The sequence below is a fragment of the Streptomyces sp. NPDC055189 genome, from assembly GCF_053606765.1.
In genome coordinates, this window is sequence record NZ_JBSGSG010000039.1 from 1 (window position 1) to 16,266 (window position 16,266).

Here is a 16,266-nt window from a genome sequence, read left to right on the forward strand (position 1 = left end):
CTGCTGAGCAGTGGCCCCGGCCTTCGTGCTGTTCCGCCTGTTCCGCTCTGTTCGAAGGGCCGCCCTCGCGGGCGGCCCTTGAAGCCCGCTCAGCGGGGCGGCAGCTGCGGGTCGTCCGGGTGCGCCCCGCGGGCCGGCCGCTCGTCGTCCCTGATGACCTCGCCCTGCACGACCTTGCCGTCAGGGCGGTGCATCCGCGCCTGCTGGAAGGCCTCGCCGAGGCCGCCCTGTGTGGCGGCCTCGCGGACCTTGCGCTCGAAAGTCTTCTCGGCCGTGCGACTGACGGCCTTCTGGACGGGCGGCACCAGGAGGAGCAGCCCCAGGGCGTCGGAGATCAGCCCCGGCAGGATGATCAGCAGGCCGCCCAGCATCGTCAGGGCGTTGCCGCCGCCCCGCTCGGAGGGGTGCGGCGCCAGGCCGCTCTGCTGCTGTTGCACGGCCTCGCTCAGCTCGCGGAAGGCCCGCCGCCCGGCGTGCTTGATGACCATGCCGCCGAGCACCACACCGGCCACGAGCAGCAGGAACACCGTGAGCCCGCCCGCGGCGCCCGCCACCACGGTGAGCAGCCAGATCTCCAGGACCAGCCACAGGGCGATGCCGAGCGGCAGGAACCTCAGGACGCGAGAGCGCCGGGGCCGGGCGGGTCGGGTGGGCGATGCGCCAGTCGTCATGGCTCCAGTGTGCCTGGACCCGGCTCAGACCGGCATAAAGGGATGATCAACAAGTGACCGCCGGAGCGGCGACCAGGGGGATCAGGAGGTCTCGGGAGCCCTCGGGGGTTCCTGCGATCCCGCCGGGTCCTTGCCGCCGTCCCTGTCGTCCTTGCGGCCCAGCACGCGGCCCACGCGGCCGACGCGCTCCCCCACACCCCACGCCGTGACGCGCCACAGCGCCTCGGCGACGATGTCCTGGCTCATCTTGCTGTCGCCGAGCTCCCGCTCGACGAAGGTGATCGGCACCTCGACGACGTGATAACCCGACTTGATCGCCCGGCGTGCCAGGTCGACCTGGAAGCAGTAGCCCTGCGAGGCGACCTCGCTGAGGCCGATGCCTTCGAGGGTCTCGCGGCGGAAGGCGCGGTAGCCGCCCGTGACGTCGCGGATCGGCACGTCGAGCATCAGCCGGGAGTACGTACTACCGCCGCGCGAGATGAGCTCGCGGTACTTGGGCCAGTTCACGATCCGCCCGCCCGGCACCCAGCGCGAGCCGAGCACGAGATCGGCGCCCTTGAGCGCGGTGAGCAGCCTGGGCAGCTCCTCGGGCTGGTGGGAGCCGTCGGCGTCCATCTCCACGACCACGCCGTAGTCGTTGTCCAGGCCCCACTGGAAGCCCGCGAGATAGGCGGCGCCGAGGCCTTCCTTGCCCTTGCGGTGCAGTACGTGGACGTGTCCGTCGTCCGCCGCGAGCTCATCGGCGATCTTGCCGGTGCCGTCGGGGCTGTTGTCGTCGGCGACGAGGATGTGCACCTCGGGCACGGCCGTGCGGACACGGCCGACGATGGACTTGATGTTCTCCGCCTCGTTGTAGGTCGGAATGATCACCAAGGCCGTGCCGAGCGGGCCGAACTGCCTCCCCTGGTCACCGGTTCCGGAGACCCCACCGCCGTCGTTCACTACTGCCCCTTCGTTCGTACGCAGAGGACCACCATAGTGGTCGCGTCGCGGACGGCCACGACGGCACGGGCGGTTGAGGGGAGTACTGCGGGTCGGGGCCCGGCGCCCTTCGGGCCGACCTGGGGCCCGCTGGCTGCGGGTCGACCGAGAGCCGTTGTCTACTGAGCGTCCGGGCCCCACCCGGGTCACACCTGCCGGCCCGGTGGAACGTTCCCTCGCATCCGCGGCGCGGGCGCTGGACCTGGCTCCCAGTGGTGGTGCGCCGGTGCGGCACACCACCCATGGCCCAGCGGCGTTCGACGGCTTGCGGGGAAATTCTCCGGTCGGACGTCCTTTGGTGGACCCGGCCGAACCTACCGGCCCACGGCGGCGTTCTGTCAATAGCCGTTTGACCTGGGAGGATCCCAAAGACAGCCAGGTCAGTGCCGAGGATACGCAGGTCGTGCGACGCGCCAACGGACCGCGATCGGCGGTACGCACCGCCGGGACATCACTCGTCCGGCCGTACGAAGACCGGCTCTCCGGAGACCACCGTGCGCAGACAGACGGGGAGTTCGGCGCCCGGTGACAGGTCGGGCAGTCCGGGCGTGCCGGAGCGCGGATCGGTCGACCAGCGCGCGACCCGGTCGTCCGGGGCCTGGACCACGAGGTCCGCGGTCCGCCAGACGGCGTAGTCGGCGGGTGCTCCCGGCACCAGGATCCCCGCGTCGTCCCGGCCGATGGCCCGCCAGCCGCCGCGGGTGTGCGCGGCGAACGCGGCCCGCACCGACACCCGGTGCTCAAGGGTCTGGTGGAACGCCGCGGCACGGACGGTGCCCCAGGGGTCCATCGGGGTGACGGGGCTGTCGGAGCCCAGGGCGAGCGGCACGCCGGTGCGCAGGAGGGCCGCGTACGGGTTGAGGGTGCGGGCCCGCTCGGCGCCCAGGCGCTGCACGTACATGCCGTCCTCGCCGCCCCACAGGGCGTCGAAGGCGGGCTGCACGGAGGCGGTGAGGCCGAGTTCGGCGAAGGCGGCGATCGCCTCCGGGGTGAGCATCTCGGCGTGCTCGACGCGGTGCCTCGCGGCGCGGACGCGGGCCCGGCCGACCTTCTCCGAGGCGGCGCGGAAGCCCTCGACGACGGCGGACATCGCGGCGTCCCCGATGGCGTGGAAGCCCGCCTGGACCCCGGCCTCGGTGCAGGCGACGACGTGCGCGGCGACGGCGGCGGCGTCCAGGTAGGCGGTGCCGGTGTGGCCGGAGTCGGCGTACGGCTCGTGCAGGCAGGCGGTGTGCGAGCCGAGCGCCCCGTCGACGAAGAGGTCGCCCGCGGCGCCGACGGCACCCAGCTCCTTTGCACGGGCGATGCCTTCCTCGCCGTGCTGCGCCCAGTAGCCGACGACGCGCGGCCCGGCCTCTTCCGCCGCGAGGCGAAGGAGGCCGGTCAGGTCGTCCTCGCCGGAGATGTCGGGCCCCGCGCACTCGTGCACCGAGCCGATACCGAGGGCCGCGGCATGCTGCAGCGCCGCGCGCTGGGCCTCTGTGCGCTGCTGCGGGGTGAGGGCGCCGAGGGCTGCGGCGCGCACCGCGTGGTGGGCGTCGGCGGTCAGCGGCGCGTCCGCGTGGAAGCCGGTGCGCCCGGTGATACCGGGGACGAGGTCGAGCAGCGCGGTGGTGACGACGGCGGAGTGGACGTCGATGCGGGAGAGGTAGAGGGGACGGCCGCCGGTCGCCTCGTCGAGTTCCCCGCGCGTGGGCGGCCGGCCGTCGCTCCAGCGGGCGGCGTCCCAGCCGTGGCCGATGAGCACCCGGTCGTGCGGCCGGGCGGCGGTGTGCTCGCGTACGAGGGCGAGCGCGTCGCCGAGGGAGCGCGCACCCGTCAGATCGAGTCCCGTCAGGGCGAGTCCGGTCGCCGTGGTGTGCACATGCGCATCGGTGAACGCCGGGGTGACGAGTGCTCCGTCGAGGTCGATGACCTCGTCCACACCGTCGGCGAACGCGTCGGCCGCGCCCTCGGATCCCACCCAGGCGACGTGCCCGCGTTCGACGACCATCGCCGTGGCGAACGGATCTGCGGGGCTGTGGACGTCTCCGCCGCGCAGCAGCACGGTGCGGTGGCCCCGGGGGCCGTTCTGGGGGGTGGTGCTCTCGCTCATGGGACCAGTCTGGCCCCTGCCGGCGCGGGCCCCGCGCAGGGGTCGCCCACAACGACCGCGGGGGCGGCTCAGACCTGCGGGGGCCTCGCCTCGTACGGAGTGGAGAGCACGACCGTCGTCCGCGTCGAGACGCCCGCCAGTGCGCGCAGGCGGCTCAGCAGGTGTTCGAGCTCCAGGGGTGTCGAGACGCGCACCTTGAGGATGTAGTTCTCGTCGCCCGCCACGCTGTGGCACGCCTCGATCTCGGGGACGCCCGCCAGGCGTTCGGCGATGTCGTCGGGTGCGCTGGGGTCGAACGGCTTCACCGAGATGAATGCCGTGAGCGGCAGGCCGACGGCCTCCGGGTCCACGACCGCGGCATAGCCGCGGATGACGCCGCGCTGCTCCAGGCGGCGCACCCGCTGGTGCACGGCCGATGTGGACAGGCCCGTGGCCTTGCCCAGGTCGGTGTAGCTCATCCGCCCGTCCTTGACGAGCAGCTGCACAATCTGTCGGTCCAGCTCCTCCATGCGCTGAACCTACAGGGCTCTTGATCCCTCCGGATACCTGTAGGGACGGCGGCGGCATCTTCTCGGGGCATGTGACGAACACCACATACCTGTGACCGTGTCCAAAGGGATGCCACGATTACCTCTACGACGGGACGGGAAGTGCTTGCTGTGGTCGAGGCCGCAGCGCCTTCTCGGCCCACCCAAGGGGGAGAATCCCATGCAGAACTTGAAGCGCCCCGGTCGCTCTGCCCGCAGTAAGCAGCAGCGCTCCGATGAATCCGCGTCCACCTCCGTATCGGAGGGCGTCGAACCGGCAGAGACCGAGTTCGACGCGTACGACACCTTCGAGATGTACCGGGTGACGTGCCCCGACTGCGCGCAGCCGATCGCGCTCCTCGCCGACGAGGACGTCCTGCCCGAGCACGCGCTGTGCGCCACGCGGTGGGACCCGTTCGGGCTCACGGTGTGTGCGGGCACCGGACGGGCCGCGGCCGACGCGGAGCCCGCGGACGATTCGATGGAGGCTCAGGAGCAGGACATGGGCCTGCTTTTGACGCTCCCTCAGGGACTCGACTGGCGGACACAGCCCTTCTCGCACGTCGGCGGCCAGGGCTCGCGCCCGCTCCGCGTGCCCGGGCAGGAGCGGCGCTCCGCGGCCTGACGGTTACCAGTAGCTGCCCTGCACCATGGCCGCCAGGCTGGCGTGGTGCAGGATCAGCGTGTCCGGGTCCTCGGGGACCGCGGCCTCGCCGAAGTGCACCTGGCGGTAGGCGACGCGCAGCATGACGACGGCGTGCCGCAGGGCCGCGTACAGCGTGTAGAAGTCCATGTCCCGCGGCGTGTGGCCGGTGAGCCGGGCATAGCTCTCCTCGACGCGCTCCCGGCGCAGGAAGCCGGGCAGGCCGTCCTGCCCGAAGCTCACCGTCAGGTCCTGGAAGAAGCGGTGCAGGTAGACCGTCCAGCCGAGGTCGACCTCGCGGGGTGCGAGCGCCGCCATCTCCCAGTCCAGTACGGCCGCGGGTTCGAAGCCGTCGTAGATGACGTTCCCGATGCGCGCGTCGCCCCAGTTGAGGACGGTCTCGCCCTCGTCGCCGGGCCACCACTCCTCAAGGCGCTCGAAGGCGCTCTCGATGAGGGGCGAACGGGGCAGTCCGTCGACCACCCAGGCGTAGTAGGCGCGTTGGGCGGCGACGTGGCGGCGCAGCGGACTGCCGTCGCCGGGCAGGGCGAGGAACCCGGCCTCTTTGACGGGCGCTTGGTCGTGGAGACGGGCGATCAGACGGATCGACGCCTCCTCCAGGCGCGCGCGTTCGGCGTCGCCCGCCGAGTGGAGCCAATTGCCCTCGTACGTATAGGGCATGACGTCCGGCGGCACGCGCCCCTCGACGCGCTCCATGACGAAGAAGGGCGCTCCGAGCGGCCCCGGGTCCTCCTCCAGCCACAGCACGCGCGGCACGGGCAGGTCCGTGTGCTCGGCGACGAGCCGCATCGTGCGGTGCTGGCGCGGCAGGTCGTAGACCGGGAAGATCGTGTACGCGGCCGGATCCGCCGCCACGCGCAACGCGCAGGCCCGCAACGGTGGTTGCGGGTGCTCGATGTCGAAGAGCAGGGTCTCGCTGGACATGCCGTTGGACTCGGGGACCCGCACACCGGTGGCCTTGGCGCCGGGCAGCCGTGTGCCGAGCCAGGCCGTGAGTCTGCGGGCCAGCTCCTCCGGGTCGCGGGTGGTGGTGCGGGGACGCGGTGCTGTCGCCATCGCCGGGCTCCTTTCGACGGTTGGATTCGACTGCTCGACGGCTTGATTCGACTGCCGGATCTCAGGGCGCGACCGAGTCGAAGCCGGTGAAGCCGCTCGGGTCGTGGCGGCCGAAGCTGCCGTGCTCGAAAATTCCGTACCCCGTCTGCCCGTTGAGGGTGAACCGGGCGGCGTGGTCGATGACGCCGTACGCGGCCATCGGGTGCGCCGCCGGGTCCGACAGGTCGTACTGGCGGCGGTCGGTCCAGCCGCGCCCCTGCCAGGTGCCGTGCTGCCAGTCGTCCGCGGGCGGGTATCCGGCGCCCACGGCGAGCGGCAGGGAGGCGAGGACCTCGACGCCGAGCTCCACGGGCTTGCGTCCGTCGGGGTCTGTGAGGTGGATGACGGCGCGCTCCGGGTGACGGGTGCCGGAGCGGTAGCTGATGTCGGCCTGTGGCCAGCCCAGTTGCCGGTCGCGCACCCCGTGCCGTACGAGCGTCGCTTCGTTGAGGGTGCGGTAGCCGTCCGCGTCCTCCTGGGCGATGACCATCAGGAAGCGGTCGTCGAAGCGCACCGGGCTCCAGATCCAGTGGAAGCCCTCCGTGCCGAACTCCTCCTCCAGGCGCCCGCGTTCTTCGCCGGGGATCGGCCGCACGCCCCAGCTGCGGTCGCGGGTCGCGGTCCACTCCCCCGCCGTCACGGGGATGTCCTCGCCGCCGACGCGGATCACTCCGGTGCAGCCGCCCGCCTGGACGAAGCGGCGCCCTTCGAGGGAGAGCCGGTCGCCGCGCCGCTGGATGTGGTGCGGCTCCCAGAGCGCGGGGAAGGAGGCGGTCCACGTGATGTCGTACGAGAGGGAGTCGGGGTCTTCGGGATCGGCGGCGCACCGCAGGCGCAGGCGCCGCAGCGGCTCCTCGACGGTGATGGTCAGCGGACCGACGGAGAGGTTCATCCGGTCGTCGCCGAGTGCGTCCGACGCGCGTACGGCGTGGAGCGTATCCCCTCTGCGCAGGGTGGCGTACGCGTCGATCACACCGACGTTCGGGTAGACGCCGAGCCCGAGGATGAGGAGCGATCGCCCCTCGTGGTCGAAGAGGTGGAAGATGCAGCGGTCGTAGGCGTTGCGGTCGCCCGTCGCGACCTGCTTCATGGACAGCGGCACCTGATGGATCGGGTACTCGTCGAGCGGGACGGGACGGTCGTCTGCCACGGCAAACCTCCCTGGGCGCACGGCAGTTGGCGGGCCCGGCTCCGATGCCGGACCTCCGGCGCGGAGTTGACGGTACGTCAGCTCAGGCGACGGAGCCAGAGACGCGTCGGCCCGTGTTCACCGGCGCGCGGGCCCGCGTTCGCAAAGGCGCGGGCCCGGCGCGGTTCGCCGGGACGGAAGGCACCGCGGGGCACGCCTGCGGCCGCCGCACGGGCATGCCGCGAACGCACGGTCGAATGCGGCGGGCGGTGACCTGTCCCCCGCGGCACGCGTTGGCCCTGCATGACCACCCCCACGCCGATGCCCATGGCGCACCCGCCGACCGGCCGACGCAGGCGCACCCTCCTGACGGCTCCCCCGCCCGCCGCAGAATCGGTTCCTCAGCACCCGCAGAACCCTCAGTACTCTCCGCATCCTCAGCAATCGCAGCAGCCACAGCCGCCCCACCCCCAGCCGCCGCACCTGCTCGACCCGCCGATCTACCGCGCCCTCATCCACAACTGGGCCGAGCGGGGCAGGACCCTGCCGGGGCGCCACGACCCGGAGTGGGTGCGGCTCGCGGCGCCCCCGGTCAGGCTCGGCCAGTTCAGCGCGAGTCGGGACCCGCGAGGTGACGGGCGATGACCATCCGCTGGATCTGATTGGTGCCCTCGACGATCTGGAGCACCTTGGCCTCGCGCATGAAGCGCTCCACGGGGAAATCCGCGGTGTAGCCATAGCCGCCGAGGACCTGGACGGCGTCCGTGGTGACCTTCATCGCGGCGTCCGTGCACAGCAGCTTGGCCATGGCCGCCTGCTTGGAGAACGGCCTGCCCGCGTCGCGCAGCCGCGCCGCGGAGAGATAGAGCGCCCGGCCCGCCTCGATCTGCGTCGCCATGTCCGCGAGCATGAACCGCAGGCCCTGGAAGTCCGCGATCGGCCGCCCGAACTGCCGCCGCTCGGTGGCGTATCGCAGCGCCTCGTCCAGCGCCGCCTGGGCCACGCCGATGGCACAGGCCGCGATCCCGAGGCGACCCGAGTCGAGCGCGGAGAGCGCGATCGCGAAGCCCTGGCCCTCCTCGCCGAGACGACGGGCGTCGGAGACCCGTACTCCGTCGAAGTTGATCTGGGCGGTGGGTGAGCCCTTCATGCCCATCTTCTTCTCGGGCACCGCCGCGCTCAGGCCCTCGGCGTCGCCCGGCACCAGGAACGCGGAGATGCCGCGCGCGCCTTCGCCGCCGGTGCGGGCGAGCACGGTGTAGAAGTCGGCGACTCCGCCGTGCGTGATCCACGCCTTCGTCCCGGTGATCACCCAGCTGTCGTCCTCGCGCACGGCCTTCGTCCGCAGGGACGCGGCGTCCGAGCCGGAGGCGGGCTCGGAGAGGCAGTACGCCCCGAGCAGTCCGCCGCCGAGCATCGCGGGGAGGTGCTCGGCCTGCTGTTCCTTGGTTCCGTAGCCCGCGAGCGCGTGGCAGGACAGGGAGTGGACGCTGACGCCGAGGCCGACGGTGAGCCGGGCCGCGGCGAGCTCTTCCAGGACCTGGAGATAGACCTCGTACGGCTGGTCGCCGCCGCCGAATTCGGAGGCGTACGGAAGCCCGAGCAGTCCGGAATCGGAGAGGAGGGTGAAGACCTCGCGCGGGAAGTGCCCGGCTTCCTCTTCGTCGGCCGCCCGGGGAGCTATCTCCCGCTGGACGAGATCACGTACGAGCGAGAACAGATCCCGCGCCTCGTCCGTGGGCAACTGACGGTCCACCGACTGCTGCAAGGTTCGCTCAGGCATGGCGATCGCATCCTCCCTTTCGGCACTGCGGCGGACCGCGGGGTAGTGCGGCGCCACCGTGTCTCACGCCCGGCCGATGGTGCCCTCCCGGGTCGCGGAAGGTGCTGTGACCAGCGGCTCTGGCGCGTTGAGTATGCCCGATCGGCGACGGCCAGTCACTAGTTAACGACCGCTTACTCAAAAGATAACCGACGGCCGCAAGAGGGGCGCCGAATTGGTCCGAACCATTGACCCCACTGGTCTAGTCCTCCTAGAGTCCAGCCGAGCGCCTTACCGCGTTCATGCCAATTCAAGATTCACCGATGTCACTGCGACATCCGCAGGTCAAAAGCACCATGTCCCCCCATGCGCCCTCTCCCCCCACGAGGAGAAACGATGCTCAGACCGCACCTCCCCCGCGCCCCCTTCAAGGCGCTCGTCGCCGCCGCGTGTTGTGCTGCCCTCGGCGGAGGTCTGCTCGCCGGCGCGGGCACCGCCGCGGCAGGCCCCGACACCGGCTCCGCACAGTCCGCGAGCTCCAAGGCCGCGGCCGGCTCCAAGGTCGTCGGGTACTTCACCGAATGGGGTGTCTACGACCGGAATTACCACGTCAAGAACATCGACACGTCCGGCTCGGCCGACAAGCTCACGCACATCAACTACGCCTTCGGCAACGTCCAGGGCGGCAAGTGCGCGATGGGCGACGCCTTCGCGGCGACCGACAAGGCGTACACCGCCGATCAGTCCGTCGACGGCGTGGCCGACACCTGGGACCAGGACCTGCGCGGCAACTTCAACCAGCTGCGCAAGCTGAAGAAGAAGCACCCGGACCTCAAGGTCCTGTGGTCCTTCGGCGGCTGGACCTGGTCCGGCGGCTTCACCGAGGCCGCCAAGAACCCGGCCGCCTTCGCCCAGTCCTGCTACGACCTGGTCGAGAACTCCAAGTGGGCCGATGTCTTCGACGGCATCGACATCGACTGGGAGTACCCCAACGCCTGCGGTCTGACCTGCGACACCAGCGGGCGCGCCGCGTACAAGGACCTGATGTCCGCGGTGCGTTCGAAGTTCGGCGGCGACAACCTCGTCACCGCCGCCATCCCGGCCGACGCGGAGGAGGGCGGCAAGATCGACGCCGCCGACTACGCGGGCGCGGCCCAGTACGTCGACTGGTACAACCCGATGACGTACGACTACTTCGGCGCCTGGGACGCGAAGGGCCCGACCGCCCCGCACTCGCCGCTGAAGGCGTACGAGGGCGCGCCCAAGGCGACCTGGAACACCGACTCCACGATCAAGAAGCTGCAGGGTCTCGGCATCCCGTCCGACAAGCTGCTGCTCGGCATCGGCTTCTACGGCCGCGGCTGGACCGGCGTCACGCAGAAGGAGCCCGGCGGCACCGCGACCGGGGCCGCCGCGGGCAAGTACGAGGCGGGCATCGACGACTACAAGGAACTCAAGACCAAGTGCCCGGCCAACGGCACCGTCGGCGGGACCGCGTACGCGCACTGCGGGACCGACTGGTGGAGCTATGACACCCCGGCGACCATCGCGGGCAAGATGGACTACAAGAACCAGGCCGGCCTGGGCGGCACCTTCCTCTGGGAGCTCAGCGGCGACACGGCGGACGGCGAGCTGATCAAGGCCGTCAACTGATCCCCCCGGCGCGGTGATCGGGGCGGGAGCCGGCCGGCTCCCGCCCCTTTCTCATGGCTGCGGCATTCTCATGACCGCGGCTCTCTCATGGCCGCGGCGGGGCGGGGAAGGACGGCTCGAACTCCTCGATGACGCGCAGGGTGTTGCCCAGGGTCCGCACGAGGAGGTCGCAGACCGTCTCGCGCGACAGCTCCCGCACCCCGATCCAGTCGAGCGTGACCCCCTCGACGCTGCACAGCCAGCCGAGCAGCGCCGTGCGCGCCAGCTCCGGGATGTCGCGGCGGCCGTAGGCGCCGTCGGCGATCGCCCCGATCAGGGCCTCGCGCACCCCGTCGCGTATGGCGTGCACCTCGGCGTCGAAGCCCACGCCGCCGCTGATGATGGTGCGGTACGCCGCCTGGTGGTGCTCCGCGTAGCGCAGATAGCCGTCGATGGTGCTGTGCACCCGCTCCACGGGCGGCAGGTCGTCGTGGCGCCCGGCACGCTCGACCAGTTCGGCGACCGAGTCCTCGATGATCGCCAGGTAATAGCCGCGCTTGGACTTGAAGTAGTAGTAGATCAGCCCCTTGGCGACGGACGCCTGTTTCGCGATGTCGTCCATCGAGAGTGCGTCGTAGGAGGTGTCGGCGAACAACTTCCGCCCGATGGTGATGAGTTCGGCGCGGCGCGCCACGGAGCGGTCGGTGCCGCGCGCCTGCGGGCGAGCGTCCGCGGGACGGTCGGTGCCGCGCTGTTGACTATTATTCAATTTCGGCCCTAGTCTCCAACTGCCTCGGGAATCCGCAGTATGGCAGAAGCACGCCACCTGCCGGTTCGGTGTCCGAAGGCGCTCTCTCACGCACTCCCCCTACGCACGCGGACCGACGTACGGGAGGAAGACTCATGAGCGCAGCGCGCACCCCTTCGCGGGAAGGCAGCAGCCCTTTGCGCGAAGGCAGAACCTCCTGGAAGAAGACGGCCGTCGTGGCCCTGCCGGCCGTCCTTGCCGTCGGCGCGATGGCCTCCGTGATGGCCGAGGGCGCGCTCGCCGCCTCCTTCGCCGTCTCGGGCACCAGCTTCCAGGTGTCGTCCGGCAAGCTCACCAGCCAGGGCCTGTCCTCCTACGTACAGACCGACCGGGACATCGACGGCAAGGGGCACCCTGTGGCGCTCCTCGGTATCGGTGACGCGACCCTCTCCGACATCTGCCAGGCCGCCGAGGTGAAGACCCCGGTGGGCACCGTGGTGTTCAAGCTGACCGCGGGCGGCCCGGCGGGCGAGGTGACCGCGAGCAATCTCATCATCGACGGCGAGGACCTGGAGGGCGACGCCCGCTTCGGCACGGCCGAGATCGGCAGGGACGCCTCGACCCTGGACGAGGTGCCGGGCGTCAAGGGCGAGAAGGGGAAGTTCGGGCTGCAGGCCGGGGACATCACCGTCTCCGGGGTGAAGTCCCACGCCTGGTCGGCGACCGGCGGCAACTTCCGGCTCAAGGGCATGAAGCTCGATGTGAGCGTCGGGGGCAAGAAGTGCTTCTGACCGGCGGCCGCAGGGCCGGAGTCAGAGCGTGGGGCAGGGACGGCGGCGGCCGGCTGGATGCGCGGCTGCCGCTTCCGGAAGCACGCCGGGTGCTGCGCAGATGGCGGCGCACCCGGCCCTTCTGGGGCGGCCTGCTGCTCGTCCTGGGCGGCGCCGAGCTGCTCCTGGTGCCGCTGTCGCCGCTGACGGTCCTGGTCAGCCTGGGGCTGGGCGGGCTCGCGGCCATCGGGATCGGGCTCGCCCTGATCGCCGCCGGGATCTTCCTGTGGCTCCTGCCGCACGCCCACCACTATGTGAGCGTCAACGCCCTGATCCTTTCGGTGCTCTCGTTCGCGGCCACCAACCTCGGCGGGTTCCTGGTGGGCATGGTGCTCGGCATCGTCGGCAGCGCGATGGGGTTCGGCTGGACGCCGGTGCCGGAGGATGCGGAGGAAGAGCGCGAGCGACCGCGGGTGCGCGACGGGCAGGGGACGCGGACGCTCGGTGTGCTGCTTCCCGTGGTCATCGTCGGGGCGACGCTGTGGGGCGGTACTCCGGCGAAGGCCGCACCCGGCGAGGCGATCGTGGCGGCGCGGACTCCGCCGACGGTCACCACCACGCTCTTTTCGCCGCAGGGCTTCACGCTGGCCGGCGTGCGCGAGATCCCCACGGCCGACGGGCCGTTGAAGGTCATGGTGCTGCGCATGAAGGCCGCGTCGCTCACCGACTACCGGCTGAAGACGCGCGACGGGAGCAGGGAACTCTCCCTGGGTGCCGACACCTTGGACCTGAGCGGCTCCGTCACGCTCTACCTGACGAAGTTCAAGGGCTGCCTGGAGGGGCTGCTCTGTGTGACCTTCACGCCCGACAAGCTGCCGGTGCCGCCCGTCGTGCCGCCGTTCATCTTCATGACCGACGTACAGGCCGAACAGGCCCTGGTGACCTCGGACTTGATCGTCGCTGGCGGACTCACCCTGAAGGCATCGTCATGATCCAGATCCAGGCCGCCCTCTTCTGGGCGTACGCGATCGGCGCGACGTTCGCGCTCTCGGCCGGGCGGCAGTTGCAGGTGTGGGAGCGGATCAACGCGGGCGAGGGACCGCGGACGCGCAGCCGCGCCGCCAATCCGTATCTGGCGCTCACGGCGCTGTTCGCGGCGGTCCTGTTGGTCCCGACGGGTCTTTTCCTGCTCTGGCAGAACCCGGCGTGGGCGACGATGCACGTCGCGGACGGGCACGACGGGGTGTGGGCGGGGTTCGTGCTCTTCTACGCGGGCGGCATTCCGGTCGCGGCGATCCTCGGGTTCCTGGTGGCGCAGGGGCTCGTCCTGGTGGGGGCGGGCTATTGGGCCTACCTCCAGTGCGTGGGCGGGTACTTCCTGCTCTTCGGGACGCTGGTCCACGGCTGGGACGGCAGGGGGTACGAGCGGTTCTTCTCCGCCGAGACACGGGACTTCGCGGGCTGGCGGCAGGACAGCGTGGTCAACCACGTACTGGATTTCCTGACGTCCGGGACGTTCCTCGCCCTGCTGATCTTCGGTGCGGCCGTGATCGGCACGATGCTGCTCACCGAGATCGGCTGGCTGATGGAGGGCTGGTCGCTGCCCGGCGCGGACGAGGACCGCAAGGTCCACCGGTTCCTGGCGATCGCCATCGCGGCGGCCGGGGTCTACGGCCTGCCGTTCGTCGGCGCGCTCGTCGCGAGCGTCCTCGTGCGCCTCATGGGCGGATGGCTCGGCCTGCTCCTGTTCGCGGTCCTCGCGGGGCTCACGCTGCTGTCGCGGCGCTCGCCCGTGCGATGGCTCTACGGGCTCGTGGGCGTGCCCCGCCAGCACTGGCGGGCCGACCTGGACCTGCTCCGGGACGGTGAAGAGGGCCGCGAGACCCGGGTCACATCAGACCGATCTGCGTGACGAGCATCGCGAGGACGACGACGAGCGTCCAGCCGAGGACGTGCTCGAGGACCTTGGGGCCGTCCTCGTCGGGGCCGCCGGTGCGGGTCGTCGCACGGGGCTGTGCGGTGGCAGTGGCTGTGGCAGCGGTCATGGCATCACTCGATACGTATGCGTCACGCCTCGCGGTGTGACGTCCGGCAGCGGACTCCCCCCACTGACCCGTCCACCTTGCCATCGGATCGCGCCGCCGCGGGAGAGAGCTTGGTCACTGGGCCGCCGGATCCCCTGCGACTCCGGCCCGGAGACTCCCGTACAACTCGGGCAGAGAGATGTGCGTCTCACTACAAGCGGCGGGGCACACCCCCAAGCGCACCCCCGCTGACTCGTCCGCGCAACCTTCTGACCGAAAGGTTTCCGATGAGCTCGTACCGGACGCACCGCCGCAGGGCACGGCTCGCCCTCGCGGCCGCCGTCACCGTCACCGCGGCCCTCACCGGGACGGTGTCGCAGGCCGCGCCGGCCGCACCAGGGGCACCGACACCGGGGGCACCGACACCCGGCGCGCCCGGCCTCGGCGACCCCATGTTCCCGCTGGACGGGAACGGCGGGTACCGCGTCGACCGCTACACCCTGGACTTCGACTGGCAGGCCCCGAAGACACCGTTCCGGGCCACGGCGACGATCAAGGCCACCGCCACGCAGTCGCTCTCCCGCTTCAACCTGGACTTCGGGGGCAACACCCTGCACGGCGTGCAGATCGACGGCTCGACGGCGCGGACGTCCCGCGCGGGGGACGAGCTGACGGTCACGCCCAAGTCCCCGATCACCAAGGGTCGTACGTTCACGGCCAAGGTCACGTACACCGCCGACCCGACGCAGACGCGCCACCGCGACGACGCCATCGAGGACTACGGCTGGATACCCACCGCAGACGGCACGGTGGTCTACCCCCAGCCGAACGGGGCCCGGCTGATCTTCCCGGCGAACGACCACCCCAGCCAGCGGGCGCCGATCACCTTCCGCATCACCACGCCGAAGGACCTGACGGCGGTCGCGAACGGCAAGCTGGTCGAGCGCGCGGAACGCCCCGGTGACCGGGTGCGCTGGACGTACGACTCCGAACAGCCGTTGTCCACGCAGCTGGTGCAGATGGCGGTCGGCAAGTTCAAGCTGGTCGACGGCGAGGGTCCGGGCGGCCTGCCGCTGCGGGACGTCGTCCCGGACGCCCTGGTCGAGCCGACGGCCGAGTACCGCAAGCTGACCCCGGACCACCTCGCCTGGCTCCAGGAGAAGCTCGGCCCCTACCCCTTCAACCGCTACGGCCTCCTGGTCGGCGACACGGACCTGGGCGTCGCCCTGGAGACCCAGACGCTCTCGCTCATCCCGAAGGCCGACCTTCTGGGCACGAAGGTCGACGCCGAGCGGAACATGGTGCACGAGCTGACCCACCAGTGGTTCGGCGACAGCGTGGCCCTCAAGAGCTGGTCCGACCTGTGGGTGAGCGAGGGGCACGCCCGTTTCTACGAGCGGATGTACTCCGAGGAGCACGGCGGCGACAGCTTCGAGGCCGCCATGAAGACGGCCTACGCCGCCCACGACCAGTGGCGCCGCGACTACGGCGCCCCCGCCGAGCCGACCGAGCCGAACCTCTTCAAGCGGATGCGGTACGACGGCTCGGCCCTGGTCCTGTACGCCCTGCGGGAGCAGGTCGGCGACGCGACGTTCCAGAAGATCGAACGGGCGTGGGTGACCGGCTTCCGCGGGAAGACCGCGAGCACCCAGCAGTACGTCGACCTGGCGTCGAAGGTCGCGGGCGAGGACCTGGAGAGCTTCCTGAAGCCGTGGCTGTACGGCTCGAAGACTCCGCCGATGCCGGGGCACCCGGACTGGGTGGTGGATCCGGTCCAGGGCTGAGGCCCCTGACGGCGGCGTTCGTGTGAAGTACGCCGTCCGGCGCCCGTACGCCGGGATCCGCGCATGATCCGCGGGTACGGTGGGCGTCCCGTCGAGCTGGGAGGTCTCATGTCGGACGACGAGGACTACGCAGACAACGCGAACGTCGCAAACACCGCGGACAACGAGCAGGACCGCAAGCGGCCGCCTTTGCTGGGCACGGAGATGCGGGAGGCGACGCTGCCCGACGGCTCACAGGCGGTGATCGTCGTGCAGGCCGGCACCTCCCAGACCGAGGTGGACGAAAAGGCCGCACGCCTGCGCCGGGGCACACCCGAAGCAAAGTAATCCGGTCCGGCCGAAGGCCCCTCCCGCTGATGCGGGAGGGGCCTTCGCGCTGCTGAT

Annotated in this window: 16 protein-coding genes; 7 read left to right on the top strand and 9 right to left on the bottom strand. The window is 71.1% G+C overall.

Annotation, left to right across the window (positions count from 1 at the left end; genetic code table 11):
- Positions 1–89: 89 nt before the first annotated feature.
- From fxsA to ACWFR3_RS25425, 4 genes are all read right to left on the bottom strand, one after another.
- Positions 90–671 carry an FxsA family membrane protein gene (fxsA, locus tag ACWFR3_RS25410; protein WP_453736929.1) on the bottom strand — a complete coding sequence of 194 codons (582 nt, stop codon included), beginning with the start codon at positions 669–671 and terminating at the stop codon, positions 90–92.
- Positions 672–752: 81 nt separating this feature from the next.
- Positions 753–1,613, bottom strand: a complete 861-nt coding sequence (locus tag ACWFR3_RS25415) for a polyprenol monophosphomannose synthase (protein WP_453736930.1) — start codon at positions 1,611–1,613, stop codon at positions 753–755.
- Between the two features lie 490 nt (positions 1,614–2,103).
- Entirely contained in the window at positions 2,104–3,747 is a 1,644-nt protein-coding gene (locus ACWFR3_RS25420; protein ID WP_453736931.1) for an amidohydrolase, read from the bottom strand.
- Positions 3,748–3,815: 68 nt separating this feature from the next.
- Entirely contained in the window at positions 3,816–4,256 is a 441-nt protein-coding gene (locus tag ACWFR3_RS25425; RefSeq protein ID WP_361192179.1) for an Lrp/AsnC family transcriptional regulator, read from the bottom strand.
- A 199-nt stretch (positions 4,257–4,455) separates the two neighbouring features.
- On the opposite strand from ACWFR3_RS25425, the gene ACWFR3_RS25430 reads away from it, so the two are divergent.
- On the top strand, positions 4,456–4,899 hold the full coding sequence (locus tag ACWFR3_RS25430) for a hypothetical protein (RefSeq protein WP_453736932.1): 444 nt from the start codon (positions 4,456–4,458) through the stop codon (positions 4,897–4,899).
- Positions 4,900–4,902: 3 nt separating this feature from the next.
- On the opposite strand, the gene ACWFR3_RS25435 is transcribed toward ACWFR3_RS25430, so the two are convergent.
- From ACWFR3_RS25435 to ACWFR3_RS25445, 3 genes are all read right to left on the bottom strand, one after another.
- Entirely contained in the window at positions 4,903–5,994 is a 1,092-nt protein-coding gene (locus ACWFR3_RS25435; protein WP_453736933.1) for a phosphotransferase family protein, read from the bottom strand.
- A gap of 61 nt (positions 5,995–6,055) precedes the next feature.
- Positions 6,056–7,183 carry a hypothetical protein gene (locus tag ACWFR3_RS25440; protein WP_453736934.1) on the bottom strand — a complete coding sequence of 376 codons (1,128 nt, stop codon included), beginning with the start codon at positions 7,181–7,183 and terminating at the stop codon, positions 6,056–6,058.
- A 586-nt stretch (positions 7,184–7,769) separates the two neighbouring features.
- Complete coding sequence (locus ACWFR3_RS25445; RefSeq protein ID WP_453736935.1) at positions 7,770–8,945, bottom strand: acyl-CoA dehydrogenase family protein; 1,176 nt, start codon at positions 8,943–8,945, stop codon at positions 7,770–7,772.
- A gap of 375 nt (positions 8,946–9,320) precedes the next feature.
- On the opposite strand from ACWFR3_RS25445, the gene ACWFR3_RS25450 reads away from it, so the two are divergent.
- Entirely contained in the window at positions 9,321–10,577 is a 1,257-nt protein-coding gene (locus ACWFR3_RS25450) for a glycoside hydrolase family 18 protein (protein ID WP_453736936.1), read from the top strand.
- Between the two features lie 85 nt (positions 10,578–10,662).
- Here ACWFR3_RS25450 and ACWFR3_RS25455 read toward each other — a convergent pair whose 3' ends face one another.
- Positions 10,663–11,325, bottom strand: a complete 663-nt coding sequence (locus ACWFR3_RS25455) for a TetR/AcrR family transcriptional regulator (RefSeq protein ID WP_453736937.1) — start codon at positions 11,323–11,325, stop codon at positions 10,663–10,665.
- 134 nt (positions 11,326–11,459) lie between these two features.
- Here ACWFR3_RS25455 and ACWFR3_RS25460 point away from each other — a divergent pair, with 134 nt between their 5' ends.
- The 3 genes from ACWFR3_RS25460 to ACWFR3_RS25470 are packed head-to-tail and all read left to right on the top strand — an operon-like array spanning position 11,460 to position 13,986.
- Positions 11,460–12,095, top strand: a complete 636-nt coding sequence (locus ACWFR3_RS25460; RefSeq protein ID WP_453736938.1) for a DUF6230 family protein — start codon at positions 11,460–11,462, stop codon at positions 12,093–12,095.
- Positions 12,086–13,066: a DUF6114 domain-containing protein gene (locus ACWFR3_RS25465; protein ID WP_453736939.1), complete on the top strand. Its 981-nt coding sequence runs from the start codon at positions 12,086–12,088 to the stop codon at positions 13,064–13,066. The genes ACWFR3_RS25460 and ACWFR3_RS25465 overlap by 10 nt, the downstream gene beginning before the upstream one ends.
- Positions 13,063–13,986, top strand: a complete 924-nt coding sequence (locus ACWFR3_RS25470; RefSeq protein WP_453736940.1) for a hypothetical protein — start codon at positions 13,063–13,065, stop codon at positions 13,984–13,986. Before ACWFR3_RS25465 ends, ACWFR3_RS25470 begins: the two co-directional genes overlap by 4 nt.
- On the opposite strand, the gene ACWFR3_RS25475 is transcribed toward ACWFR3_RS25470, so the two are convergent.
- Positions 13,964–14,119, bottom strand: a complete 156-nt coding sequence (locus ACWFR3_RS25475; protein ID WP_453736941.1) for an SCO1431 family membrane protein — start codon at positions 14,117–14,119, stop codon at positions 13,964–13,966. The genes ACWFR3_RS25470 and ACWFR3_RS25475 overlap by 23 nt on opposite strands.
- 266 nt (positions 14,120–14,385) lie before the next feature.
- Between ACWFR3_RS25475 and ACWFR3_RS25480 the strand changes: the two genes are divergently transcribed.
- Together ACWFR3_RS25480 and ACWFR3_RS25485 are read left to right on the top strand one after the other, a co-directional pair.
- Positions 14,386–15,882, top strand: a complete 1,497-nt coding sequence (locus ACWFR3_RS25480; protein ID WP_453736942.1) for a M1 family metallopeptidase — start codon at positions 14,386–14,388, stop codon at positions 15,880–15,882.
- Positions 15,883–15,990: 108 nt separating this feature from the next.
- Entirely contained in the window at positions 15,991–16,209 is a 219-nt protein-coding gene (locus ACWFR3_RS25485; RefSeq protein WP_453736943.1) for a hypothetical protein, read from the top strand.
- The last annotated feature ends 57 nt before the right edge of the window (positions 16,210–16,266 follow it).